Origin of the sequence: Bosea sp. (in: a-proteobacteria) (assembly GCF_023953965.1) — a bacterium.
Taxonomy (GTDB): Bacteria; Pseudomonadota; Alphaproteobacteria; order Rhizobiales; family Beijerinckiaceae; genus Allobosea.
This window is the reverse complement of sequence record NZ_JAMLIX010000001.1, coordinates 1,130,089-1,154,595: the sequence shown is the minus strand read 5'-3', so window position 1 is coordinate 1,154,595 and position 24,507 is coordinate 1,130,089. Positions and strand designations below refer to the sequence as shown.

Genomic DNA, 24,507 nt, shown 5'->3' with positions numbered 1-24,507 from the left:
CGCCCTCCTCAGCCCCGGCCCGGCGCCGGATGGAACAGCCGGCCTCTCTCCACGATGAGCACGGTGGCGAGGGCCGCGATGCCGCAGAGCGCGAAACCCATCGTCAGCGGCACGACGCTCCCGTCGAAATGCTGGCCGATGAAGAAGCCGAGCAGCGCGCCGACGACGGTGGTGACGAAGCCCTGCACGGAGGAGGCCGTGCCGGCGACATGGCCGAGCGGTTCCATCGCCATCGCGCCGAAATTCGGGCCGATCAGCCCGAAGCAGAACATCGCCGCGCCTTGCAGGATCGCGAAGATCCACAGCGTCTCGTGGCCGGTGAGCGCCACGAGCGCATGAACGCTGGTGAACCCGATATAGCCGATCAGCGCGCCGTGCGAGACCCGGCGCATGCCGAGCCGGCCGACGATGCGCGAGTTCAGCAGCGAGGCCGCCACCATGAACAGCGCGATCAGCGCGAAGATGGTGGTGAACAGCTCCGGCGTATGGAAGACGTCGACGAAGACCTGCTGCGCCGAGTTGATGAAGCCGAACAGCCCGCCGAGCATGAAGGCCATCGCCAGCATGTAGCCGACGCCGATGCGGCTGGTCAGCGCCGTGCGGAAGGCGCCGAGCACGCTCGCCGGATCGATCGGCTTGCGGTCCTGCGGGTGCTGGGTCTCCGGCAGCCTGATGAAGACCCATACCATCAGGAAGGCGCCGAAGACGGTGAGCAGGCCGAAGATCCAGCGCCAGGGCGCGACCCACAGGATCGCCTGCCCGATCGAGGGCGCCAGGATCGGCACGGCCAGGAAGACGATCATCGCCAGCGACATCACCCGCGCCATCTCGCGCCCGGCATAGCAGTCGCGCACGATCGAGACGACGAGCACGCGGGTCGCGGCCGCGCCGATGCCCTGCAGCACGCGCGCCGCCATCATCGCCTCGAAGGAGCCGGCGAAGGCCGCGGCGATGCTGGCGACGACGTAGATCGCAAGGCCCGCCAGCAGGACCGGGCGCCGGCCGTAGCGGTCCGAGAGCGTGCCGTAGACGATCTGCGCGACGCCGAAGCCGAGCAGATAGGCGGTGATGATCCATTGCCGCTGGTTGGCCTCGGCGATGCCGAGCGCCTCGCCCATCTGGGGCAGGGCCGGCAGCATCGAATCGATCGCCAGCGCATTCGTCCCCATCAGGGCGGCGGCCAGGGTGACGAAGGGATAGAAGCCCATGCCGTGGCGCGGCCGGGCGGTGGCGGTCATGTCGTTCATGGTGATCGTGGTGGTTGCGGCCAAGCCCGGCGGCTGCCGCGGGCGGAATTCGGGCCGCAGCATTAGACGCCCCCGTCGCCAGCGGCAACCGGCCTGGCCGGCCATGTGCCATGCGTCGGGCGCGTTTGCGGGTGGCGGGCGCCACCGAGGCTGTTATCGTCGCCGCGAACAGGAACGGGACATGGACGAATCAGACGTGGCGCGCAGCCGGTCCGCCGGCGACGAGGGGATGTCGACCCGTTACGTGCAGGATGCGACCCGGCGCTTCGGGCTGTCGGCCGCGGGCTTGCGCTTCGTCGGCGGCTTCGAGAGCCGCGACGGCAGGCTCGAGGACGCCCGCCGCGTCCTGGCCGAGGCGACCGTGACGGACGGCGCCCTGCGCCGGGCCGGGATCGCGGGCGAGGCGGGCCGGATCGGCCTGACGCTGCGCCCCCTGGCGCCGGCGGAGGGGCCGCCGCGCCTGCTGCTGATGCTCGGCTATCGCGGCGAGGGCGATGCGGAACAGCCCTTCGCCGAAGCCTTCCTGCCGCCGGCGGTCTTCGAGGTGCTGGCAGCCGATCTGCTGTCGGGCCTGGCGCGGGAGCTTTCGCTGACCGCCACGACGAGCCTGTGGATCCGCGCCGAGGATCGCGGGCGCCGGGAGGGCGAGCCGCTCGACTGGTATCTGGGCCTCGACGCCGACGGCAGCACCGTCCTGCCCGCCCGCGGCTTCATCGAGACGATCGCATGGCAGCCCCCGCCGCCGGCCGCCGGGGCGGCGCCCGCTCCCGCCCCCGCATCGGAGAGCGCGCCTGTCGCCGAGGAGGACTGGCCGGAAAGCGGTGCCGACGAGCTGCGCGGGATCAATGGCAGCTTCCGGCTGCTTCTGGTGATGCTCGCCTTCCTGCTGATCATCGTCGCCCTGAAATAGACGGGTCTACGGCTCGCGGTGGCGGATGCGGCGGATCATCTCGTTCAGCGCCAGGAGGACGAGCGCCAGGATGAAGGGCAGGATGTAGTAGACCACCCGGAAAATCAGCAGGGCGCCGAGCACCTGCTCGTAGGGAAAGCGGTTGAGCGCGACCAGCATCGTCGCCTCGAAGACGCCGAGCCCTCCGGGCGCGTGGCTCGCGATGCCGATCAGGCAGGCGAAGATATAGGCGGCGAGGAAGGTCGGATATTCGAGGCCGTAGCCGCCGGGCAGAAGCACGAAGAGCACGGCGGCCGCCGCGCAGACCTCGCAGGCGCCGAGCGTCATCTGGCCGAGCGTGGTGGCAAGCCCCGGCAGGCGCAGGTTCCAGCCGCGCACCCTGAGCGTCCGCTCGTCCGTGCCGATCCAGACGAGATAGCCGAGGATGCCGAGGCCCACGAGGCCGCCCGCGACCTGGACGACGAGGGGCGAGGTCCGCGCCAGCATCGCGACGGCGTCGGCGGCGTAGATCAGGCTGGCGCAGAGGATCACGCCGAGCCCGAGCCAGAAGGTGAGGCCCGCAATCACGGTGAGGCTGGCGACCTCGGAGGCCCGCACCCCCTTCGGCGAATAGATCCAGTAGCGCACCGTGCCGGCGGTCACGATCGGGAAGCCGAGCGTGAACGAGACCGAATAGCTGGTGAAGGAGGCGAGCGCCGTGGTGCGGTAGGGGATCGACAGGCCGAGCCGGCGCAGCGCCAGCGCGTCGTAGCCGGTGAGCAGCAGATAGCTCAGCCCGGTGAAGGCCGCGGCGAGCCCGAGCTGGCGCAGGCTCGCATTGGCGAAGGCGCCGGCGAGCTGGCCCGGCTCCATCCCGCTGACGATGTGCCAGAGCACGACGAGCGAGGTGCCGAAGATGGCGGTGCTCGCCAGCGGGCCGAGCCACCACCAGCGGCTGCGTCTGCGCAGGGGCATTCCTGGCTCGTGCGGGCCGAACGACATGCGCTCTCGGGGTTGCGCGCCGCGCGTGGGTCGCGGCGGCGCGGTGGCAGGCGAGGTCTTATCCGCCCGACAGATAGCGCCTCGGCGGCAATGCACAAGCCGCGGCAGTGAATGAGCCCCATGACGCGAGCCGGGGTCTCGGGCCCTGCCGGGCGCGAAAAGTGGATTCCCCTTTCCCGCCCGATGCTTTAGGACCGTTCGACGTCCGCTACCGCACGAGGAGCCGCCTTGTCCGCTTCCCGCTCCGTCCTGCTGATCATCGGCGGCGGCATCGCCGCCTACAAGGTGCTCGAGCTGATCCGCCGGCTGAAGGATCGCGGCATCGCCGCGCGCTGCATCCTGACCAGGGCGGGCGCTGAGTTCGTCACCCCGCTCTCGGTCTCGTCGCTCGCCGGCGAACGCTGCTTCGGCGATCTGTTCTCGCTGACCGACGAGGCCGATATCGGCCATATCCAGCTCTCGCGCTCGACCGACCTGATCGTGGTCGCGCCCGCCACCGCCGACCTGATCGCCAAGATGGCGAACGGCTTGGCCGACGACCTCGCCTCGACCGCGCTTCTCGCCACCGACAAGCGCGTGCTGATCGCGCCGGCGATGAATCCGCGCATGTGGCAGCATCCGGCGACGCGGCGCAACATGGCGCAGCTCGAAAAGGACGGCATCCTCGTCGTCGGTCCCAATACCGGCGCCATGGCCGAGCGCGGCGAGAGCGGGCCCGGCCGCATGGCCGAGCCGCCCGAGATCCTGGCCGCGATCGAGCTCGCGCTCGCCGGCGAGGCGCCGGCCGCCCAGCGCGCCATCGGCTTCGTCGGCAGGCTGCCTGCGACCGGCGCGCTCGCCGGGCGGCATGTGCTGATCACCTCCGGCCCGACGCATGAGCCGATCGACCCGGTGCGCTACATCGCCAACCGCTCCTCCGGCAAGCAGGGCCATGCCATCGCGGCAGCGGCGGCGGCGGCCGGGGCGCGGGTGACGCTCATCAGCGGGCCGGTCGGCCTGCCCGATCCGGCCGGCGTCGAGACGGTCCATGTCGAATCGGCGCGCGAGATGCTCGCCGCGGTCGAGAGGGCGCTGCCGGCCGAGATCGCGATCTTCGCCGCAGCCGTCGCCGACTGGCGCGTGGCGGACGCCGCGCCCGACAAGCTGAAGAAGGACGGCAAGGCGCTGCCCCCGCTCGCGCTGGTCGAGAACCCCGACATCCTCGCCAGCGTCGCGCGGATGAAGAGCGGACGCCCGCCGCTCGTCGTCGGCTTCGCCGCCGAGACGCGCGACGTCATCGACCATGCCCGCGCCAAGCTCGCCCGCAAGGGCTGCGACCTGATCGTCGCCAACGATGTCGGCGGCACCGGCGTGATGGGCGGCGACGCCAACACCGTGCATCTGGTGACGAGCGCAGGCGTCGAGACCTGGCCGACCCTGCCGAAGGACGAGGTCGCGGCGCGGCTGATCGCCCATGTCGCGGGGCTGGCGCCGGCCCGGCCGGCGGATTGAGCGATATGGTCACGGTCCTGCTGCAGCGGCTCGCGCATGGCGCGGACCTGCCCCTGCCGGCCTATGAGACGGCAGGGGCCGCCGGGCTCGACCTGCGCGCCGCCGTCGACGCGACCGTCGTGCTGGCGCCGGGCGAGCGGGCGCTCGTCCCCACCGGCCTCGCGATCGAATTGCCCGAAGGCTTCGAGGGGCAGGTGCGGCCGCGCTCGGGGCTCGCCGTCAGGCACGGCGTCACCGTGCTGAACGCGCCGGGCACGGTCGACAGCGATTATCGCGGCGAGGTCAGGGTGCCGCTTATCAACCATGGCCGCGAGCCCTTCGCGATCACGCGCGGAGACCGCATCGCGCAGCTGGTGATCGCGCCGGTGACCCAGGTCCTGCTGGCCGAGGCCGCGACGCTGACGCCCACAGCGCGCGGCGCCGGCGGCTTCGGCTCGACCGGGACGGGCGACAGCGGGCGCAAGGGGAACGGGCCATGATGCTGCTCTCGCGCCGCAGCCTGCTCGCCATCGCCGCCGTGGTCGACATCGCGCTGCATGCCAGGCCCCAGCCGGTCGCGGCGAAGCTCCTGGCCGCGCGCCACGCCTTGCCGCCGCGCCATCTCGAAACCCTGCTCCAGACGCTGGTGCGCGTCGGCATCCTGAAGGGCGTGCGCGGGCCGCGCGGCGGCTACGAGCTCGCCCGCGAGCGGCGCCGGATCACCGCCGGCGACATCGCGCGCGCCGCGATGCAGGAGGCGATCGAGGACGGGCTCGGGCCGGCACCGCGATCGCGGCTGGTGGACGAGGTCGTGGGCCCCGAGGTGGAGCAGGCCTCGGCCGCCTTCCTGGCGGCGCTGGACACGATCACGGTCGAGGAATTGTGCCGGCGCGCCCAGAAGAGGGCGGTGTTCGGCGAGCCGGGCACGAAGGCAGATTTCACCATATAAAAATGTGATTTATTTCTTTACTCGACAAATTCTGTGAATTGATCTAGCCTCGCGGCGAACAGTCCCGCTGAGGAGTAAGGCCGTGGCCGAAGCACAAAAACCGACGAAGGCGCCCGGGCGCGGACGCGTCTACGATTCGATCACCGACACGATCGGCGATACGCCGCTGGTCAGGCTCAACCGCCTGCCGGCCGAGCGCGGCGTCAAGGCGACGATCCTGGCCAAGCTCGAGTTCTTCAACCCGATCGCGAGCGTGAAGGACCGCATCGGGGTGAGCATGATCGATGCGCTGGAGGCTTCCGGAGCGCTGAAGCCCGGCGGCACGCTGATCGAGCCGACCTCGGGCAACACCGGCATCGCGCTCGCCTTCGTGGCGGCGGCGCGCGGCTATCGCCTGATTCTGGTCATGCCGGAGACGATGTCGCTGGAGCGGCGCAAGATGCTCCTTTTGCTCGGCGCCGAACTCGTGCTGACGCCGGGGCCGGGCGGCATGCGCGGCGCCATCGCCAAGGCCGAGGAGCTCCGGAACGAGATTCCGGGCGCGATCATCCCGCAGCAGTTCGAGAACCCGAACAACGCCGAGATCCACCGCAGGACCACGGCCGAGGAGATCTGGAACGACACGGCCGGCGGGGTCGACATCGTCGTCTCCGGCGTCGGCACCGGCGGCACCATCACCGGCGTCGGCCAGGTGCTGAAGCCGCGCAAGCCGGGCCTCAGGATGGTCGCGGTCGAGCCGGAGGATTCGCCCGTCCTCTCCGGCGGCCAGGCCGGCCCGCACAAGATCCAGGGCCTCGGCGCCGGCTTCGTGCCGGGCGTGCTCGATCGCGGCGTCATCGACGAGGTCGTCACCGTCGGCAACCAGACGGCGTTCGAGACGGCGCGTGCGCTCGCCAAAGCCGAGGGCATTCCCGCCGGCATCTCCTCGGGCGCGGCGGTCGCGGCGGCGCTCGAACTCGGCGCCAGGCCCGAGAACGCCGGCAAGACCATCGTGGTGGTCATCCCCTCCTTCGCCGAGCGCTACATCTCCAGCGCCCTGTTCGAGGGGCTTTGAGCGGAACCACCCTTGTCATTCCGGGTTCGTGCCTGCGGCGCGCCCCGGAATGACGGTCGTCGTGCCTAACGCACCAGCACCAGCCGGTTGCCCCAGGGATCGGCGATCGCCGGCACGCCGCCGGCCTCGTCGCCGCCCGCCGCCAGGATGCGCTCACGAACGCCGGCGAAATCCGCCGCATCGGGCGCGATCAGCTCGAAACGGTCGAGCCCCGCCTCGCCCGGCCGGCGCGGGCCGGCGCCGCGGCTGCCCCAGATATTGCCGGCGATATGGTGGTGATAGCCGCCGGTCGCGAGGAAGCTCGCGCCGGGATAGCGCACCATCAGCTCGAAGCCGATGAGGTCGCGATAGAAGGCTTCCGCCGCCGCCGTGTCACCGACGCGCAGATGGACATGGCCCATGCCGGTTCCCGCCGGCATGCCGGCATAAGGTCCGGCATCGGCTTCGCCGATGAGCGCGTCGAGATCGAGCCGCTCCGTCGCCATGGCGATGCCGCCATCGGGCCGGAGCGGCCATTCGGCACGCTTGCGGTCGCGGTAGATCTCGATGCCGTTGCCCTCGGGATCGGTGAGATAGAGCGCCTCGCTGACGAGATGGTCGGAGGCGCCGTCGAGCGGCAGGCGCATCTGAGCGGCATGCCTCAGCCAGTTGGCGAGATCGTGCCGCGAGGGCAGCAGGATCGCTAGGTGGAACAGGCCGGCGGTCGATGTCGGCTGGCCTGCGCCCGCTTCCAGCCGGACGAGCACGCGCCCGCCGACGCCGAGATCGGCGCTTCCGGCATCCTGGTGCAGCACCCGCAGGCCGATCGCGTCGCGGTACCAGGCGGTCAGCGCCGGCAGGTCGTGCACCCTGAGCGTCACCGCGCCGATGAAGACGGGCGCGTCATGGGCTTCGAGAGGGGCGGGCATGGGAGATCCTTTCGCCGGCGGCCGTTTCGGCTGGTCCCGGCAAGATGGTGACCGCTGGCCGCCTTGTCGCCCACCCCGCCGGCAAGGGCGCGGTTGCACGCTTGCAATGATGCGCGGCCCTCAGCCGGGGAGCGGCCGGTCGATGGCGAAATGCCGGAACCAGCCCTCCTCGCGCCCCTCGACCAGCGCGCCGATCAGCCGTGAGGCGAGGAAGCTGAAGGTGATGCCGTTGCCGCCATAGCCGTAAGCCGCGAGCAGGCGCGGGTCGCCCGGCACGCGCCCGATCAGCGGCAGCCCGTCCTGCGTCTGGCCGAAGGCGCCCGACCAGGCGTGGTCGATCGCGAGGCCGGCCTGCGGGATCAGGGCGTGGAGCCGGTCTCGCAGGGCCTCGGTCTTCGCCGGGCCGAGCGCCTCGCGCCGGTCGGGGTCGTCGAAATCCTCGTCCTCGCCGCCGAAGACGATGCGGCCATCGGTGGTCGTGCGGCAGTAGCAGTAATCCTCCGAGGCCTCCCAGACCAGCGCCGGGCCGGGCCAGAGCGCCTGCGGCGGCTGCGGCACCGTCGCGATCGCCCAGCTCGAGGCGACGCGGTGCAGATCGCTGCGGACGCAATCGGGCATGACATAGCCGGTCGCGAGCACGATCCGCCCGGCCTCGACGACCCGCCCGCTGGCGAGGGTGACGGCGGCCGAGCGGCCGGCGCCGTCGAAAGCCACCGCCTCGTCGCGGACGAGCCGCGCGCCGCGCCGGGCGCAAAGCGCGAGCAGCCCGTGGCAGAGGCTGAGCGGATCGGCCTCGGCCGAGCCCGGCGAGACGATGGCTCCCGCCCGGTCGAAGCCGAAGGCGGTGAGGAGGGCCGCATGCGCGACGAAGCTGCCGGGCAGCCCGGCCCGCTCGCGCAAGGCGGCCTCGTCGCGCAGCGCGCGCGGGCCGTCCGCGCCCGCCGCGAGATAGACGCTCTGGCGGGCCGAGAAGCCGCAGGGCAGCGCGAGCGTGCCGACCAGGCCACGCAGGCCCTCGACGGCCTTGAAGCTCAGCCGGTAGACCTCCGCGGCGGCGGGAAAGCCGTAGAGCGCCGCGAGCTCGGCGAGCCTCAGGTCGATCTCCCATTGCAGCATCGCGGTCGATGCCGCCGTGCTGCCGAAACCCTCGCGCTCCCGGTCGATCAGCACCACGTCGCGGCCCATCGCCGTCAGGTGCTCGGCGACGAGCGCGCCGGTGATGCCGCCGCCGACGACCGCGACGTCGCAGCGCGTATCGGCTTCGAGCGGCCGGCCGGCCGGACGTTGCAGGACCGTGCGCCAGGGCCCCTTGCCGGTGCGCAGCTCGTCCTGGCGCGTGCTTTCGGGATCGAGCGTCATTCCGCCCTCGCCGGGCCGACCCGGTCGGCCATGGCGGCGCCGCGGCTGCCCAGCGGCAAGGGCCGCCCGGTCGTGGTGTCGTGCGCCGTCTGGTGCTCCAGCTCGGCATTGAGCTCGGCCCCGGCCAGCACGATCGTCGCCGACAGCCACAGCCAGGTCATGAACACCACCACGGTCGAGAGCGAGCCATAGGCCGCCGTGTAGTTGCCGAGCGTGCTGACATACCAGGAGAACAGATAGGATGCCGCACCCCACAAAAGCGCCGCCGCGACGGCGCCCGGCATCACCCAGACGAAGCGCATCGGCTCGCGGCTCGGGCCGATCCAGTAGAGCACCGCGATCGAGAACGTCGCCACGACGAAGAAGGCCGGCCAGCGGATCAGGCGGATCAGCCGCTCGAGCTCGATATGGAAGGGAAACAGCGCCGTCACCACCGGCAGACTGGCGATGATGGTGAGCGCGACGACGAGCAGGACGACGCCGCTCAGCGTGGTGACGAGCGAGATCGCGTTGAGCTTGAGGAAGCTGCGCTTCTCGGCCTCGCGATAGATGATGTTCAGCGCGTCGAAGAGGGCCTTCACCGCCGCGTTGGCCGACCAGGCCGCGACGGCGAGGCTGACATAGAAGGTCAGCGACAGAGCGACGCCGGATTGCGCCGAAAGCCGCATCGCCTGCTCGTGGATCAGCTCGCGCGCGGCCTGCGGCAGCATCGTCGTCACCGTGTCGAGCTGGCCTGCGATGGTCGCCGGGTCGGTGAAGTAGCGGTAGATCGTGACGAGCAGCGACAGCGCCGGCACGAGCGAGAGCAGGGTGAAGAAGGCGACCGCACCGGCGAGCGAGGACAGGCGGTTTTCGGCGACGTTGCCGCCGAAGCGCAGGAGCACGTCCTTCCAGCCGAGCCAGGTCATCTGCAGCGGCGTCTTCGCGAGCCGCCCGCGCACCGCCTCCCTCCGGCGCCGGCCGAGCCTCTCGGTCACCAGCCCCGAGAGATAGCCGAACGCGACCCCGATCCCGGCGGCGCCCGTGATCCGTTTCAGGAAAGCCATGTCGGACCCGCTTCTCCGCAGCCATTCGCCCCCGGCGAGCTTGCGGGCAACCGGCCAGTTTCGCAATCGTTCCGGCGGGCGAGCGGCCAAAGGGCGGTTTAGCCGATTGTTAACCTTAATGCTTCGTTATGGCGGGGCGCGGCTTGAAGCGGCCGGCGCTGCCCAGATCCAGCGGAAAGCCGATGACGAAGCTCACCAGAACCGGCCTGACGGGCCTGGCCATCCTGCTGTCGGGAGCGGCGATCGCCGCCGACCCGCGCGGGATCGCGCTGCCGCCGGCCCCGGAACTGCCGGCGCTCTATTCCTGGACCGGCTTCCATGCCGGCCTCCAGGGCGGCTATGGCTGGGGCAGCGACCGGGTGCGGATCGGCGGCGCTTTCGCAGCCCTCGGCTTCCGTGCCGACGCGGACGGCGCCTTCGGCGGCGCCCATGCCGGTTTCGACTACCAGCTCGGCGGCATCGTGCTGGGAATCGAAGGCGATGTCGAAGCGCTCGACAGCCGTGGCCGCTTCGATGGGCTCGGCCTTTCCGCCCGCGTCGGCCGGGACTGGCAGGGCTCGGCGCGGGCGCGGCTCGGCCTCGCCTTCGACCGGCTGATGGTCTACGGCACCGGCGGCCTCGCCTTCACCGAATATGAGCGGCGGGTCTTCGCGCCCGGCGGCCTCAGCGAGCGGCTGACCAGCGCCCGCACCGGCTGGACCATCGGCGCCGGCGTCAATTTCGCCCTCACCGACCATCTGATCCTCGGCGCCGAATACCGCTATGCCGATTTCGGCCGCAACCGCTTCACGAGCTCCGGCGCCTTTCCGGGCCTGACCGGCGCGCAGGAGCTGACGAGCCACTCGGCCCGCGCCAGCATCGCCTACAAGTTCTGACTCAAAACCCCGTGCGCTGGCGGATGGCGGCGGCCAGCGTCCCGTCGTCGAGATAATCGAGCTCGCCGCCGACCGGCACGCCATGGGCGAGCTTCGTCACCTTGACCGGCAGATGCGCCAGGAGATCGGTGACGAAATGCGCCGTGGTCTGGCCGTCGACCGTGGCGTTGAGCGCGAGGATGACCTCCTTCACCGCAGGCTCGGAGGCGCGCGCCACCAGCTGGTCGAGCGTCAGGTGCTCGGGCCTGACGCCGTCGAGCGCCGAGAGCACGCCGCCGAGCACGTGATAGCGGCCTGAGACAGCCCCCGAGCGCTCCAGCGCCCAGAGATCGGCGATGTCGGCGACGACGACGATCAGCCCGTCGTCGCGGCGCGGATCGGTGCACAGGCCGCAGGGGTCGCTGGTGTCGATATTGCCGCAGGCCGTGCAGACGACGATGCGCTCGCGCGCCAGCGCCATCGCCTCGGCGAGCGGGCCGAGCAGCTGCTCGCGCTTCTTGACGAGGTGCAGCGCCGCGCGCCGGGCCGAGCGCGGCCCGAGCCCCGGCAGGCGGGCCAGGAGCTGGATCAGCCTTTCGATCTCGGGGCCGGCAATGGTGCGGGACATGGCGCTACCCTGTCATTCCGGGGCTTCGCGCAGCGAAGAACCCGGAACCCACGACCGGGCTGTACCGCCAGCGTGACATGCGTTGAAAGGGCTCGCCCGGTCGTGGGTTCCGGGTTCGGCCTGCGGCCGCCCCGGAATGACGGAGGGTTGTTTGCGGCACGCTCAGAACAGCTTCATGCCCGGCGGAATCGGCAGGCCCTTGGTGATCTCGGCCATGCGCTCCTGCATGACGCGCTCGCCGCGGCTGCGCGCATCGCTGGCGGCGGCGACGATCAGGTCCTCGAGGATCTCGCGCTCGTCCGGCACCATCAGGCTCGGATCGATCCTGACGCCCTTGAGCGCGCCCTTGGCCGTCATCGTCACCGTGACCATGCCGCCGCCGGCCGCGCCCTCGACCGTAATCGAATCGAGCTCGGCCTGCATGTCGGCCATCTTCTGCTGCATCGCCTGAGCCTGCTTCATCAGGCCCATCATGTCGCGCATGGGAAATCCTCCTCGAGAATCAGAAATCGACGCCGTCGAAATCCGGCTCGGCATCGTCGAACAGCGGCTCGGCATCGGGCAGGTAGTCGTCCGAGGGCGGCGCGGCGTCGCTCTCAGCCGCCTCGACGGCGCGGGGATCGCGGACATCGACGATGCGCGCGCCCGGAAACCGCTCCAGCACCGCCTTGACGGACGGGTGGGCGGCGGCATCGCTCTCGCGCCGGTCCTTCGCGGCGGCCGCCTGCTCGCGGATGGTGGCGCCGCCCTCCTCGTTGACCACGGCGACCATCCAGGTCTGGCCGGTCCATTCCTTGAGGCGGCGCGACAGATCCTGCGCCAGGGTGCGCGAGGCGCCGGCGGCGAGCGAGAACTCGACACGGCCGGGCTCGAAGCGCACGGGCCGGATATCGCGCTCCAGCGCGAGCTTGAGGGGCAGGTCGCGATGCTGCGAGGCGAGCGCGACGACATCCTCCAGCGAGGCAACGATCGCCATCGGCGCGGCCGCGGCCCGGACGACCGGGGCTGGCGCGGGATTGGCGCTGGCGAGGATCGGGCGCGCCGCGAGCGCGGTGTTGCCGCCGCCGGAGGGCGGGCGGGGCATGCCGCCGCCGCTATTGCCGCCGCCATGGCCGTTGCCGTCGCGCAAGAGCTTCAGCGCCTCGTCCGGCGTCGGCAGGTCGGCGGCATGGGCGAGGCGCACCAGCACCATCTCGGCCGCCATCACCGGCCGGTCCGCCTGCTTCACCTCGCCGATGCCCTTCAGCAGCATCTGCCAGCTGCGGGCGAGGACGCGCACCGACAGCCGCTGGGCGAAATCGCCGCCGCGCACCCGCTCGGCCTGGGCGAGGCCATTGTCCTTCACCGCCTCGGGCACGAGCTTGAGTCGCGTCACCAGATGGGTGAATTCGGCGAGGTCGTTCAGCACCACGACCGGGTCGGCGCCGGCATCGTACTGCGCCCGCAATTCGCTAAGCGCGGCGGCGATGTCGCCCTTCATCACCGCTTCGAACAGGTCGATGACGCGGGCCCGGTCGGCGAGGCCGAGCATGGCGCGGATGTCGTCGAGCGTGATCCTGCCCGCCGCATGGGCGATCGCCTGGTCGAGGATCGAAAGCGAATCGCGCACCGAGCCCTCGGCGGCGCGCGCGATCGCGGCGAGCGCCTCACGCTCGGCATCGACGCTCTCGGCCCGGCAGATGCCGGCAAGGTGCTCGACCAGGAGGTCGGCCTCGACGCGGCGCAGGTCGAAGCGCTGGCAGCGCGAGAGCACCGTGATCGGCACCTTGCGGATCTCCGTCGTCGCGAAGATGAACTTCGCATGCGGCGGCGGCTCCTCCAGCGTCTTCAGGAAGGCGTTGAAGGCGCCGGTCGAGAGCATGTGCACCTCGTCGACGATATAGACCTTGTAGCGCGCCGAGACGGGGGCATAGCGCACCGCGTCGTTGATCTGGCGGATGTTGTCGACGCTGTTGTTGGAGGCGGCGTCGATCTCCATCACGTCGATATGGCGGCCCTCGATGATCTCGCGGCAATGCACGCCGAATGCGCTGAGATCGGTGGTCGGGCCGCCGCCGCCATCGGCGGTCTGGTAGTTCAGGGCACGCGCCAGGATGCGGGCGGTGGTGGTCTTGCCGACGCCGCGCACGCCGGTCAGCATCCAGGCCTGCGGGATGCGGCCCGCCGCGAAGGCGTTGCTCAGGGTGCGCACCATGGCGTCCTGGCCGATCAGGTCGCCGAAATGCGCCGGCCGGTATTTGCGGGCGAGCACGCGATAGGGCGCCGGCGCCGCCGCCTGCGGCGCGGGCGCCGGATCGAAGCCGGCGAATCCCGGTTCGTCGGCTGAAGCGGCGTCGTTCGGATCGGTCATGGAAACTGGTTTCGCCAATCGCAGGGCGAGGGTCAATGGCGCCGCGCCGGTTCGGCGCTTTTCTAAAAAGGCGCGAGAGGTGGGAGGCTGGACGAAGACCCGTTCGGTCTCGTTAGGGCTGCTTCCTTCCGGACCTGACCCGGTTGGCGAGTGAGACGTCCCTCGCCAACCTCCCGCCCGCTATATCGGGGATGTCGGCGGGAATCGCAAGCCGGGATCGCAGGCCGCCGCCGTCAGTTCGGCATTGACTTGGCCGCGCCCATCCGTCATAAGCCCGCGACCTGCGCAGCTGACAAGGCCGCGCCGACCCCTATCGCACGACAGGCGCGGCTGGCCATGCTTTCCTGAAGGGAAGCCGCGGCTGCCATGCCGATGAAGGCCCCGGAGACGGACCGTGAAGAGAACCTATCAACCCAGCAAGCTGGTTCGCAAGCGCCGCCACGGCTATCGCGCCCGCATGGCGACGAAGGGTGGCCGCAAGGTCATCGCCGCCCGCCGCGCGCATGGCCGCAAGCGCCTGTCGGCCTGACGAGCTCCCCGCGCGTGACGACGGCGCGCCGGTTCCGGAAGACTGGCCCATCGCCATGCGCCTCGCCCGTCTGACGCAACGCAGAGACTTCCTGGCGGCGGCCGAGCACGGCCGCCGTTTTCGTTCGCCCGTCTTCATGGCGCAGGTGCGCGACGCCGCGCCCGGCGAGACGCGTGAAGGCGGCGAGCCCGCGCGCTTGAGGCTCGGCCTCACCGCCTCGCGCAAGACCGGCAACGCCGTGAAGCGCAACCGCATCCGCCGGCGCCTGCGCGCCGCTGCGGCTCAGGCGCTGGCCGACCGGGCGCAGTGCCCCTGCGACATCGTGATCGTCGCCCGTGCCGAGGTGCTCGTCGCCGATTTTCGCGCCCTCGTCGCCGATCTTTCGATTGCCATCGACCGGGCAAAGCCTCACAAGCCGCATGCTGATCGGCGCCGCCCGCATCCCAAGCGCGGCGCGCCGTCGCAAGCCTGACCCCGCCGCGCCACTGCCGGACCAAGCGAGATCCGTTTCCGACCATGATGAAAGAAGACAACCGCAATCTGCTTCTCGCGATCGTCATGTCCGTGGTCGTGCTGCTCGGCTGGCAGTTCTTCTACGGCATGCCGCAGATGGAAAAGCAGAAGCAGATCGCGCAGCAGAACCAGCAGGCACAGAGCCAGCAGGCGCCCGCCGGCTCCGCCCCGGCGCCCGCCACGCCCGGCCAGCCCGCCGGCTCCGCCGCGCCCGGCACGGCTGCCGCGCAGGCCGTCGGCTCCCGCGAGCAGGCGCTGGCGCTAAGTCCCCGCGTCAGGATCGACACGCCCAGGATCGCCGGCTCGCTGGCGCTGACCGGCGCGCGCATCGACGACGTCTCGCTCAAGGCCTATCACGAGACCGTCGATCCGAAGAGCCCGAACATCGTCCTGTTCTCGCCGCCCGGCGGCCCCGACGCCTATTATTCCGATTTCGGCTGGGTCGCGGCGCCGGGCACCGCGGTCGCCCTGCCCAATGCGACCACGGTCTGGCGCGCCGACGGCGAGGTTTTGAGCCCGGGCAAGCCCGTCACCCTGAGCTGGGACAACGGCCAGGGTCTCGTCTTCACGCGCGTCGTCAGCGTCGACGAGAACGCCATGTTCACGATCCGCGACTCGGTTGAGAACAAGGGCGCCGCCGCCGTGACGCTGTTCCCCTACGGCCAGATCGTCCGCCAGGGCCGGCCGCATACGCTGGGCTACTACGTGCTGCACGAGGGCCTGGTCGGCTATCTCGGCGAGCAGGGCCTGCAGGAATACACCTACGACAAGCTCGAGAAGGAGCCGCTGCTCTCGCCGGGCACCACCGGCAAGGCCTGGAAGGACGCTGTCGGCGGCTTCGTCGGCATCACCGACAAATACTGGGCCGCCGCCGTCGTCCCCGACCAGCAGCGCAAATATGACGGCCGCTATTCCGCGGTCCAGACCGGCTCCGGCCACACCTACCAGGCCGATTTCCTGGGCGAGGGCGTCGCGGTCGCGCCGGGCGCGACGACGACCGCCAATGCCCGCCTCTTCGCCGGCGCCAAGGAAGTCGCGGCGATCAACGGCTATGAGAAGAGCCAGCAGATCGAGCGCTTCGACCTGCTGATCGACTGGGGCTGGTTCTATTTCATCACCAAGCCGCTCTTCTTCGTGCTCGACTGGATCTACAAGCACATCGGCAATTTCGGCGTCGCGATCCTGATCGTCACGGTGCTGCTCAAGGGCCTGTTCTTCCCGCTCGCCAACAAATCCTACGCCTCGATGGCGAAGATGAAGGCGATGCAGCCGGAAATGACCGCGATCCGCGAGCGCTACGCCGACGACAAGATGAAGCAGCAGCAGGCGCTGATGGAGCTCTACAAGGCGCAGAAGATCAATCCGGTCGCCGGCTGCTGGCCGGTGCTGCTGCAGATCCCGGTGTTCTTCGCGCTCTACAAGATCCTGTTCATCACCATCGAGATGCGGCACGCGCCGTTCTTCGGCTGGATCCACGATCTCGCGGCGCCGGACCCGACCAACCTGTTCAACCTGTTCGGGCTCCTGCCCTTCACCCCGCCGGCCATGCTGCATCTCGGCATCTGGCCGATCATCATGGGCGTGACGATGTTCATCCAGATGAAGATGAACCCGGAGCCGCCGGACCCGGTGCAGAAGATGATGTTCACCTGGATGCCGGTGTTCTTCACCTTCCTGCTCGGCTCGTTCCCGGCCGGCCTGGTGATCTACTGGAGCTGGAACAACCTGCTCTCGGTGATCCAGCAGGGCTACATCATGCGCAAGAACGGGGTGAAGATCGAGCTGTTCGACAACCTCAGGGGCATGTTCCGCAAGAAGCCGGCGCCCGCCGCCGCAGCGCCCAAGCCCGCCAACGGCAACAAGAAGTGAGGCAGCCGCAGTCGCGCGGCGCCCGGCTGCCCTCAGAGGATCATGACCACCTCCACGACCAGGCCATACGACGCCGAGGAGATCGAGGCCGCCCGCAAGCTCTTCGAGGGGCCGTGGGATTTCGTCTGGGCCTCGACGAAGATCGACGACCTGCCGCCGATGGTCGGGCAGGAGATCGCCTTCGCCGGGCGCTCCAATGTCGGCAAGTCGAGCCTGATCAACGCGCTGACGCGGCGCAACGCGCTGGCGCGCACCTCGCATACGCCGGGCCGCACGCAGCAGCTCAACTTCTTCCGCCAGGCCGGGCATGACGAGCGCATCGATCACGCGAAAAGCGTGATCGGCTCTCGAAATTCGGAGCATGGCTTAAGCGAAAAGCCGGTTCCCACTTTTTCGCGCCATGCTCTGACCATCGTCGACATGCCCGGCTACGGCTATGCCGCGGTCGGCAAGGAGAAGGTCGCGGCCTGGACGCGGCTGATCCACGACTATCTGCGCGGCCGCTCCAATCTGATGCGCGTCTATGTGCTGATCGACGCCCGCCACGGCATCAAGGACGTCGACGGCGCCGTGCTGGAGACGCTCGACAAGGCCGCCGTCTCCTATCAGGTCGTGCTGACCAAGGGCGATGCGCTCAAAGCCGCCGACAAGCAGTTCATGACCGAGGCGACCTATGACGAGATCAAGCGCCGGCCGGCCGCCTTCCCCGAGGTGCTGCTGACCTCCAGCGAGAAGGGCGAGGGCATCCCGGAGCTGCGCGCCGCGATCGGCCGCGTCCTGGCGGAGCATGGCTGAGCCGCCGATGACCGCGACGCGCATCCACCTCGTCCTCGCCGCCCTGATCGGCCTGACAGGGGTCGCGCTGATGGCCGCCGCCGCCCATGCCGCGCCCGATCCCGGCCCCATCCAGATGGCCGGGCAGATGCTGCTGTTCCACGCTTCCGCCGTCATCGGCGCGACCGCGGCGCGCAAGAGCGGGCATCTCCACGACACGCTGGCGCGGATCGCGCTTTCGGCGATCCTGTTCGGCGCGGCGCTGTTCGCGGCGGACCTCGCCCGGCGCGGCTTCGCCGGGGCGGCGCTGTTCCCGCGCGCCGCGCCGACCGGCGGCTGGTTCATGCTCACCGGCTGGCTCGGGCTTGCCGTCGCCGCCGCGACCGCCAGGCGCGGCTGAGCTTCGCAAGGCGTCCTTCCGCCGCCGGGCAAGTTCGGCTAGAAGCGCGGCCGTCCCTTCCTGCGGCCGCGCGGAGCCTGCCGACATGACCGACCATCCCCATCTGACGCCGTCGCAATCCGCCGAGCTCCTGGTTCAGGCCCTGCCGCATATGCAGCGCTACGACCAGGAGATCATCGTCATCAAATACGGCGGCAACGCCATGGGCGACGCGGCGACCGCCGAGGATTTCGCCGAGGACATCGTGCTGCTCGAGCAATCCGGCCTGAAGCCGGTCGTCTGCCATGGCGGCGGCCCGCAGATCGCGGCGATGCTGAAGAAGCTCGGCATCCGCTCCGAGTTCAAGCAGGGCCTGCGCGTCACCGACGCGGCCACCGTCGAGGTGGTCGAGATGGTGCTGGCGGGCTCGGTCAACAAGGAGATCGTCGGCTACGTCACCCGCGAGGGCGGGCGCGCCATCGGCTTGTGCGGCAAGGACGGCAACATGGTCACCGCCCGCAAGGTGACGCGCACCGTCGTCGACCCCGATTCCAAGATCGAGGAGGTGCTGGACCTCGGCTTCGTCGGCGAGCCGGAGACAGTCGACACCGCCGTGCTCGACGCCGTGCTGAAGGCCGAGCTGATCCCCGTTCTCGCGCCGGTCTGCGCCGCCGCGGACGGCCAGACCTACAACGTCAACGCCGACACCTTCGCCGGCGCGATCGCCGGCGCCCTCAACGCCAAGCGCCTCCTGTTGCTGACCGACGTGCCGGGCGTGCTGAACAAGGACAGAGAGCTCATTTCCGAGCTGACGATCGAGGAATGCCGCCACCTGATCGCCGACGGCACGATCTCGGGCGGCATGATCCCGAAGATCGAGACCTGCATCTACGCGCTGGAGAAGGGCGTCGAGGCGGTCGTCATCCTCGACGGCAAGGTGCCGCACGCCGCGCTGATCGAGCTCTTCACCGATACCGGCGCCGGCACGATCATCCGGCGGTGAGGCCATCTCTCCTCGCGCCGTCGTCCCGGATCGGCGCCGCTTCGCGGCTTGCCCGGGATGACGGCGGAGGAGGGGCGAGCGCCGCCACCGTTAAGCCTTGGCCAAGGACTTGCGGCGCAGACTTCGGCTCGCCACATTCCAGAGTCCGATGACAATGCCCGCCGACACACAAGCTGCGCCCCCGCCCCTGACGGCGGATGCCTTCGCCCATGTCGATCACTGGATCTTCGACCTCGACAACACGCTCTATTCGCACGAGGCCCGGGTCTGGCCGCAGGTCGATGCGCGCATCACGCTGTTCCTCGCCGAGATGTTCGGCCTCGACGGCCTGTCCTCGCGCGCGCTCCAGAAATATTATTACCAGCGCTACGGCACGACCCTGAAGGGGCTGATGGAGGAGTACGGCATCGATCCGGCTGATTTCCTCGATTTCGCCCACCGGATCGACCTGACGCTGCTCGACCCCAACCCTGCCCTCGGCGACGCGATCGCGGCCCTGCCCGGCCGCAAGCTGATCCTCACCAACGGCTCGCGCGGCCATGCCGAGAACGTCGCCGGCAAGCTCGGCATCCTCCAGCATTTCGAGGATATCTTCGACATCGTCGAGGCCGGCTTCACCCCCAAGCCCGAGCGCTCGACCTACGAGCATTTCCTCTTGAAGCACGCCGTCGATCCCGGCCGGGCGGCGATGTTCGAGGATATCGAGAAGAACCTTCTCGTGCCGAGCGCGCTCGGCATGCAGACCGTCCTGATCGTGCCGAGCACGCCCGATCCCTTCCGCGAAGCCTGGGAGCAGGCCGCAATCGAGGGGCGCCACGTCCACCACGTCACCGCCGACCTCGCCGGCTTCCTCGCGCCGCTTGGACGGCCTGACGAACGCCCGGCCTGAAGCCGGAGAATTTTTCTCTCGCGCGGGTTTTCGAAGAAGGACAATTCGTTCTTCTTTACGAATTTAGCCGGAGCTGTTACCAGTCTTGTTCGTTATAAAGAACGGACAAGAGCCCCATGCCGGCATCGGACACCGCCGCAGCCAAGCTGCATCTCGAAACCCGCCTCGTCCATGACGGCATCCTGCGCTCCCAGTTCGGTGAGACCTCGGAGGCGCTGTTCCTGACGCAGGGCCATGTCTATGACAGCGCCGCCCAGGCCGAGGGCCGGTTCACGAACACCGATCCCGGCTTCCAGTACGGCCGGCTCTCCAACCCGACCACCTCGATGCTGGAGGAGCGCATGGCCGCGCTCGAGGGCGCCGAGACCTGCCGCGCCACCGCGACCGGCATGGCGGCCGTGACGGCGGCGATGATGGCGCCGGTTGCAGCCGGCGACCATGTCGTGGCGGCGAGCGCGCTCTTCGGCTCCTGTCGCTACATCATCGAGAACCATCTGCCGCGCTACGGTGTCGAATCGACGCTGGTCGACGGCACCGACATCGAGGCGTGGCGCCGGGCGGTCAGGCCGAACACCAAGCTGTTCTTCCTCGAATCGCCCGCGAATCCGACGCTGGAAGTGATCGACATCGCCGCCGTCGCCGCGGTGGCGAAGGAGGCCGGCGCCAGGCTCGTCGTCGACAACGTCTTCGCCACGCCGCTTTTCCAGCGCCCGCTCGAACTCGGCGCCGACATCGTCGTCTATTCCGCGACCAAGCATATCGACGGCCAGGGCCGCTGCCTCGGCGGGCTCGTCCTCGGTTCGAAGGCGCTGATCGAGGCCGATATCCAGAATTTCCTGCGCCAGACCGGCCCGGTGCTCTCGCCCTTCAACGCCTGGGTGATGCTGAAGGCGCTGGAGACGCTGCCGCTGCGCGTCGGCAAGGCGGCGCAGAACGCGATGAAGGTCGCCGATTGGCTGGCCGACCACGCCAGGCCGACCAAAGTGATCTTCCCCGGTCACAAGAGCCATCCGCAGGCCGGGATCATCGCCCGCCAGATGAGCGGCCCCTCGACGATGATCGCCTTCGAGGTTCCCGGCGGCCGGGAAGGCGCCTATCGCCTGCTCGACGCCTGCAGGCTCATCCGCATCTCCAACAATCTCGGCGACGCCAAGAGCCTGATCGTCCATCCGGCGACGACGACGCATCAGCGCTTCACCCCGGAGGTGCGCGCCGCCATGGGCATCAGCGACGGGCTGATCCGCCTCTCGATCGGGCTGGAGCACCCCGACGACCTGATCGCCGATCTGGATCGGGCGCTGGCGAAGGTGTGAGCGCGCCAGTGGCCATCCCCGTCCGCCCCTGCTAAAGCGGTGCCGTTTTCCAACGAGCCCCGAGAGGCCAGCATGCGTTCGGGCGAAGTGAAGCGCCGCACCAACGAGACCGACATCGCGGTCTCGCTCGTCATCGACGGCACCGGCAAGGCCGAGATCAAGACCGGCGTCGGCTTCTTCGACCATATGCTCGAGCTGTTCGCCCGCCATGCGCTGATCGACCTCTCGGTCACGGTGAAGGGCGACACCCATATCGACGACCACCATTCGGTCGAGGATGCCGGCATCGCCATGGGCGAGGCCCTGAAACAGGCGCTCGGCTCGAAGAAGGGCATCCGCCGCTATGCCGACGTGCATCTGCCGATGGACGAGACGCTGACCCGCGTCGCCGTCGACGTCTCCGGCCGCCCCTTCCTGGTCTTCCGCACCGCCTTCGCGGCGCAGAAGATCGGCTCGTTCGATACCGAGCTGGTGCGCGAGTTCTTCCAGGCTTTCGCCATCAACGCCGGCATCACGCTGCATGTCGAGACGCTCTATGGCGACAACGCCCACCACATCGCCGAGAGCTGCTTCAAGGGGCTGGCGCGGGCGCTCAGGCAGGCGCTGGCGCTGGATCCGCGCGAGGGCGACCGCGTCCCCTCGACCAAGGGCGCGCTGTAAGCTTTTGTTTTATCGCATTTTCTTCACGCGAGCCGGTACCCGCTTCGCTTGAAAATGCTCTAGGAGGTCCGCATGGCGTTCTACACCGTCATGACGCCGCCGCCCGATGGGGGCGACCGGCGCGAGGAGATCGAACGGGCGCGGCTCATCCCCGAGAGCTTCGCCTGGGGCGCCTTCCTGCTCACGGGGCTGTGGCTCATCGGCAAGCGGCTGTGGCTGGCGACGCTGCTGTTCGTGCTGCTCTGGGCGGGGCTGATCTGGCTGACCAGTCGCTTCGGCCTGCATCCGAGCGCGCTCCCGCTGGTCTACTGGGCGATCGCGCTGTTCCTCGGCATCGAGGGCAACGAGCTCACCCGGCGCAAGCTCGCCCGCAAGGGCTGGCGGCTCGCCGACGTGGTCGAGGCGCGCAGCCTGCCCGAGGCCGAGCGCCGCTATTTCGAGCGGGCGCTCGCCGGCGAGGCGATCGCGCCGCGCATCGAGGCCACAGCCCCCGCCGTGGCGCGGCCGAGCGGGCCGCTGCCGATCATCGGCCTCTTCCCGGAGGCGCAGGGGCGATGAGCCAAAGCGTCGCGATCATCGATTACGGCTCGGGCAACCTGCACTCAGCCGCCAAGGCGTTCGAGCGGGCGGCTGAGGAGAGCGGCGTCGCCGCCGTGATCCGCGTCACCAGCGACACCGCCGTGGTCAGCGCCGCCGACCGGATCGTGTTGCCGGGCGTCGGCGCCTTCGCCGATTGCCGGCGGGGGCTCGATGCCGTCCCCGGCATGGTCGAGACGCTGGAGGAGGTGGTGATGGCCAAGGGCCGGCCCTTCCTCGGCATCTGCGTCGGCATGCAGCTCCTCGCCACGCGCGGGCTCGAGCACACGATCACGCCGGGCCTCGGCTGGATTCCGGGCGATGTTTCGCCGATCCGGCCGCAGGACCCCAGCCTGAAGATCCCGCATATGGGCTGGAACACGCTGCACAAGCAGGACGAGCACCCGCTGCTTGCCGGCATCGAGACCGGCCCGCAGGGCTTGCACGCCTATTTCGTGCACTCCTATGCGCTGGTGCCGCAGCGGGCCGAGGACGTGCTGGCGCTCACCGAGCATGGCGGGCCGGTGACGGCGATGGTCGCGCGCGGCAACATCGCCGGCACGCAGTTCCACCCCGAGAAGAGCCAGACGCTGGGGCTGAAGCTGATCGCCAATTTCCTGGGCTGGGCGCCATGATCCTGTTTCCCGCGATCGACCTGAAGCAAGGCCGCTGCGTCCGGCTGAAGCAGGGCGACATGGCGCAGGCCACCGTCTTCAACGACGATCCGGCGGCGCAGGCGGCATCCTTCGAGCGCCAGGGCTTCCGCTGGCTGCACGTCGTCGATCTCGACGGCGCCTTCGCCGGCAAGCCGATGAACGCGGCGGCGGTCGAGGCGATCCTTGAGCGCGTCGCCTTCCCGGTGCAGCTCGGCGGCGGCATCCGCGACATGAAGACCGTCGCCGGCTGGCTGGAGAAGGGCGTCGCGCGCGTCATCATCGGCACGGCGGCGGTGCGCGATCCGGGCTTCGTGCGCGCGGCGGCGAAGGCGTTTCCGGGCCGGGTCGCGGTCGGCATCGACGCGCGTGACGGCTTCGTCGCGGTCGAGGGCTGGGCCGAGACCTCGACGCTGGCCGCCGCCGATCTCGGCCGGCGTTTCGAGGATGCCGGCGTCGCCGCGATCATCTACACCGACATCGCCCGCGACGGCATGCTTCAGGGCATCAACTGGGAGGGCACGATCGCGCTGGCGAAAGCGGTATCCCTTCCCGTCATCGCCTCGGGGGGGCTCGCCTCGATGGCCGATATCGAGCGGCTTTGCGCGCCCGATGCCGTAATCCTCGAAGGTGCGATCACGGGGCGCGCGCTCTATGACGGGCGCATCGATCCCGCGCTCGCGCTGAAGCGTCTGGCGGCCGGCACGGGAGCGGCGGCATGACGCTCAAGACCCGCATCATCCCCTGCCTCGACGTCAAGGACGGGCGCGTCGTCAAGGGCGTGAAGTTCCTCGATCTCGTCGATGCCGGCGATCCGGTCGAGGCCGCCAAGGCCTATGACGCGGCCGGCGCCGACGAGCTGTGCTTTCTCGACATCACCGCGAGCCACGAGGATCGCGGCATCCTGCTCGACGTGGTGACGCGCACGGCCGAGGCCTGCTTCATGCCGCTCACCGTCGGCGGCGGGGTGCGCAAGGTCGAGGATATCCGCGCGCTGCTGCTCGCCGGGGCCGACAAGGTCTCGATCAACACGGCTGCCGTCACCAACCGGCTCTTCGTCCGCGAGGCGGCCGAGAAGTTCGGCGGCCAATGCGTCGTCGTCGCGATCGACGCCAAGCAGGTCTCCCCCGGCCGCTGGGAGATCTTCACCCATGGCGGGCGCAACGCCACCGGCATCGAGGCCGTCGCCTTCGCGCGCGAGGTCGTCTCGCTCGGCGCGGGCGAACTCCTGGTCACCTCGATGGACCGCGACGGCACCAAGGTCGGCTACGATCTCAGCCTGACGCGGGCGATCGCCGATGCGGTCCCGGTCCCGGTCATCGCGTCGGGCGGCGTCGGCGATCTCGACGATCTCGTCGCCGGCGTCCGTGAGGGCCATGCCTCGGCCGTGCTCGCCGCCTCGATCTTCCATTTCGGCACCTATACGATCGGGCAGGCCAAGGCGCATATGGCGCAGGCGGGTCTCAGGATGCGGCTGGTCTGAGGCGTGGCGGGGCTCCTTCTCCCTGTCATTGCGGGGCTTCGCGTGAGCCGAAGAACCCGGAACCCACGACCGGGCGAGCCGTCAGCCAGCGGGTGACGGATGTCTCACGC

The 24,507-nt window shown here is 69.8% G+C and carries 27 protein-coding genes and 1 other RNA gene; 19 read left to right on the top strand and 9 right to left on the bottom strand.

Annotated elements, in window-relative coordinates:
- Positions 1 to 8: 8 nt before the first annotated feature.
- Positions 9 to 1,271, bottom strand: a complete 1,263-nt coding sequence (locus tag M9917_RS05440; protein ID WP_367273907.1) for a multidrug effflux MFS transporter — start codon at positions 1,269 to 1,271, stop codon at positions 9 to 11.
- 157 nt (positions 1,272 to 1,428) lie between these two features.
- Here M9917_RS05440 and M9917_RS05435 point away from each other — a divergent pair, with 157 nt between their 5' ends.
- On the top strand, positions 1,429 to 2,157 hold the full coding sequence (locus M9917_RS05435; RefSeq protein ID WP_297251588.1) for a hypothetical protein: 729 nt from the start codon (positions 1,429 to 1,431) through the stop codon (positions 2,155 to 2,157).
- A 6-nt stretch (positions 2,158 to 2,163) separates the two neighbouring features.
- Here M9917_RS05435 and M9917_RS05430 read toward each other — a convergent pair whose 3' ends face one another.
- Positions 2,164 to 3,111 carry a lysylphosphatidylglycerol synthase domain-containing protein gene (locus M9917_RS05430; protein WP_297251586.1) on the bottom strand — a complete coding sequence of 316 codons (948 nt, stop codon included), beginning with the start codon at positions 3,109 to 3,111 and terminating at the stop codon, positions 2,164 to 2,166.
- 255 nt (positions 3,112 to 3,366) lie between these two features.
- Here M9917_RS05430 and coaBC point away from each other — a divergent pair, with 255 nt between their 5' ends.
- From coaBC to cysK, 4 genes are all read left to right on the top strand, one after another.
- On the top strand, positions 3,367 to 4,629 hold the full coding sequence (gene coaBC / locus M9917_RS05425) for a bifunctional phosphopantothenoylcysteine decarboxylase/phosphopantothenate--cysteine ligase CoaBC (protein WP_297251584.1): 1,263 nt from the start codon (positions 3,367 to 3,369) through the stop codon (positions 4,627 to 4,629).
- A gap of 5 nt (positions 4,630 to 4,634) precedes the next feature.
- Positions 4,635 to 5,108 (top strand): dUTP diphosphatase, encoded by a 474-nt coding sequence (gene dut, locus M9917_RS05420; RefSeq protein ID WP_297251581.1) that lies wholly within the window; start codon positions 4,635 to 4,637, stop codon positions 5,106 to 5,108.
- Positions 5,105 to 5,557, top strand: coding sequence for an RrF2 family transcriptional regulator (locus M9917_RS05415; protein ID WP_297251579.1), 453 nt, complete (start codon positions 5,105 to 5,107; stop codon positions 5,555 to 5,557). Before dut ends, M9917_RS05415 begins: the two co-directional genes overlap by 4 nt.
- Before the next feature lie 82 nt (positions 5,558 to 5,639).
- On the top strand, positions 5,640 to 6,611 hold the full coding sequence (cysK, locus tag M9917_RS05410) for a cysteine synthase A (protein ID WP_297251577.1): 972 nt from the start codon (positions 5,640 to 5,642) through the stop codon (positions 6,609 to 6,611).
- Positions 6,612 to 6,676: 65 nt separating this feature from the next.
- Here the strand turns inward: cysK and M9917_RS05405 are convergent, their stop codons facing one another.
- From M9917_RS05405 to M9917_RS05395, 3 genes are all read right to left on the bottom strand, one after another.
- Entirely contained in the window at positions 6,677 to 7,519 is an 843-nt protein-coding gene (locus tag M9917_RS05405; protein ID WP_297251574.1) for a VOC family protein, read from the bottom strand.
- Between the two features lie 120 nt (positions 7,520 to 7,639).
- Positions 7,640 to 8,878, bottom strand: a complete 1,239-nt coding sequence (locus tag M9917_RS05400; protein ID WP_297251572.1) for an NAD(P)/FAD-dependent oxidoreductase — start codon at positions 8,876 to 8,878, stop codon at positions 7,640 to 7,642.
- Complete coding sequence (locus tag M9917_RS05395; protein WP_297251570.1) at positions 8,875 to 9,924, bottom strand: YihY/virulence factor BrkB family protein; 1,050 nt, start codon at positions 9,922 to 9,924, stop codon at positions 8,875 to 8,877. The genes M9917_RS05400 and M9917_RS05395 overlap by 4 nt, the downstream gene beginning before the upstream one ends.
- 182 nt (positions 9,925 to 10,106) lie before the next feature.
- Here M9917_RS05395 and M9917_RS05390 point away from each other — a divergent pair, with 182 nt between their 5' ends.
- A complete protein-coding gene (locus M9917_RS05390; RefSeq protein ID WP_297251568.1) occupies positions 10,107 to 10,799 on the top strand; it encodes an outer membrane protein in 693 nt (230 codons plus the stop codon).
- Between the two features lies 1 nt (position 10,800).
- Here M9917_RS05390 and recR read toward each other — a convergent pair whose 3' ends face one another.
- The 4 genes from recR to ffs all read right to left on the bottom strand — a co-directional run bounded on the left by recR (position 10,801) and on the right by ffs (position 13,931).
- Positions 10,801 to 11,406: a recombination mediator RecR gene (recR, locus tag M9917_RS05385; RefSeq protein ID WP_297251566.1), complete on the bottom strand. Its 606-nt coding sequence runs from the start codon at positions 11,404 to 11,406 to the stop codon at positions 10,801 to 10,803.
- Positions 11,407 to 11,568: 162 nt separating this feature from the next.
- Entirely contained in the window at positions 11,569 to 11,889 is a 321-nt protein-coding gene (locus tag M9917_RS05380) for a YbaB/EbfC family nucleoid-associated protein (RefSeq protein ID WP_297251564.1), read from the bottom strand.
- A 19-nt stretch (positions 11,890 to 11,908) separates the two neighbouring features.
- Entirely contained in the window at positions 11,909 to 13,756 is a 1,848-nt protein-coding gene (locus tag M9917_RS05375; RefSeq protein WP_297251562.1) for a DNA polymerase III subunit gamma/tau, read from the bottom strand.
- A 78-nt stretch (positions 13,757 to 13,834) separates the two neighbouring features.
- Positions 13,835 to 13,931: signal recognition particle sRNA small type (gene ffs, locus M9917_RS05370), an RNA gene on the bottom strand.
- Positions 13,932 to 14,150: 219 nt separating this feature from the next.
- Between ffs and rpmH the strand changes: the two genes are divergently transcribed.
- From rpmH to hisF, 13 genes are all read left to right on the top strand, one after another.
- Positions 14,151 to 14,285, top strand: a complete 135-nt coding sequence (gene rpmH / locus M9917_RS05365; RefSeq protein ID WP_038364779.1) for a 50S ribosomal protein L34 — start codon at positions 14,151 to 14,153, stop codon at positions 14,283 to 14,285.
- 55 nt (positions 14,286 to 14,340) lie between these two features.
- Complete coding sequence (gene rnpA / locus M9917_RS05360) at positions 14,341 to 14,757, top strand: ribonuclease P protein component (RefSeq protein ID WP_297251555.1); 417 nt, start codon at positions 14,341 to 14,343, stop codon at positions 14,755 to 14,757.
- Between the two features lie 47 nt (positions 14,758 to 14,804).
- Positions 14,805 to 16,667 (top strand): membrane protein insertase YidC, encoded by a 1,863-nt coding sequence (gene yidC, locus M9917_RS05355; protein WP_297254720.1) that lies wholly within the window; start codon positions 14,805 to 14,807, stop codon positions 16,665 to 16,667.
- Between the two features lie 42 nt (positions 16,668 to 16,709).
- Complete coding sequence (locus tag M9917_RS05350) at positions 16,710 to 17,462, top strand: GTP-binding protein (RefSeq protein WP_297251553.1); 753 nt, start codon at positions 16,710 to 16,712, stop codon at positions 17,460 to 17,462.
- A 7-nt stretch (positions 17,463 to 17,469) separates the two neighbouring features.
- A complete protein-coding gene (locus tag M9917_RS05345; RefSeq protein WP_297251552.1) occupies positions 17,470 to 17,841 on the top strand; it encodes a DUF423 domain-containing protein in 372 nt (123 codons plus the stop codon).
- A gap of 85 nt (positions 17,842 to 17,926) precedes the next feature.
- Positions 17,927 to 18,823: an acetylglutamate kinase gene (argB, locus tag M9917_RS05340; RefSeq protein WP_297251550.1), complete on the top strand. Its 897-nt coding sequence runs from the start codon at positions 17,927 to 17,929 to the stop codon at positions 18,821 to 18,823.
- A gap of 148 nt (positions 18,824 to 18,971) precedes the next feature.
- A complete protein-coding gene (locus tag M9917_RS05335; protein WP_297251548.1) occupies positions 18,972 to 19,712 on the top strand; it encodes a pyrimidine 5'-nucleotidase in 741 nt (246 codons plus the stop codon).
- 116 nt (positions 19,713 to 19,828) lie between these two features.
- Positions 19,829 to 21,025, top strand: coding sequence for an O-succinylhomoserine sulfhydrylase (gene metZ / locus M9917_RS05330; protein ID WP_297251546.1), 1,197 nt, complete (start codon positions 19,829 to 19,831; stop codon positions 21,023 to 21,025).
- 72 nt (positions 21,026 to 21,097) lie between these two features.
- Positions 21,098 to 21,685 carry an imidazoleglycerol-phosphate dehydratase HisB gene (gene hisB, locus M9917_RS05325; RefSeq protein WP_297251545.1) on the top strand — a complete coding sequence of 196 codons (588 nt, stop codon included), beginning with the start codon at positions 21,098 to 21,100 and terminating at the stop codon, positions 21,683 to 21,685.
- A 72-nt stretch (positions 21,686 to 21,757) separates the two neighbouring features.
- Positions 21,758 to 22,243, top strand: a complete 486-nt coding sequence (locus tag M9917_RS05320; protein WP_297251543.1) for a DUF2628 domain-containing protein — start codon at positions 21,758 to 21,760, stop codon at positions 22,241 to 22,243.
- On the top strand, positions 22,240 to 22,896 hold the full coding sequence (gene hisH, locus M9917_RS05315; RefSeq protein WP_297251542.1) for an imidazole glycerol phosphate synthase subunit HisH: 657 nt from the start codon (positions 22,240 to 22,242) through the stop codon (positions 22,894 to 22,896). Before M9917_RS05320 ends, hisH begins: the two co-directional genes overlap by 4 nt.
- Positions 22,884 to 23,636 carry a 1-(5-phosphoribosyl)-5-[(5-phosphoribosylamino)methylideneamino]imidazole-4-carboxamide isomerase gene (gene hisA / locus M9917_RS05310; RefSeq protein ID WP_297254718.1) on the top strand — a complete coding sequence of 251 codons (753 nt, stop codon included), beginning with the start codon at positions 22,884 to 22,886 and terminating at the stop codon, positions 23,634 to 23,636. Before hisH ends, hisA begins: the two co-directional genes overlap by 13 nt.
- Complete coding sequence (gene hisF / locus M9917_RS05305; protein ID WP_297251540.1) at positions 23,633 to 24,397, top strand: imidazole glycerol phosphate synthase subunit HisF; 765 nt, start codon at positions 23,633 to 23,635, stop codon at positions 24,395 to 24,397. The genes hisA and hisF overlap by 4 nt, the downstream gene beginning before the upstream one ends.
- Positions 24,398 to 24,507: the final 110 nt, after the last annotated feature.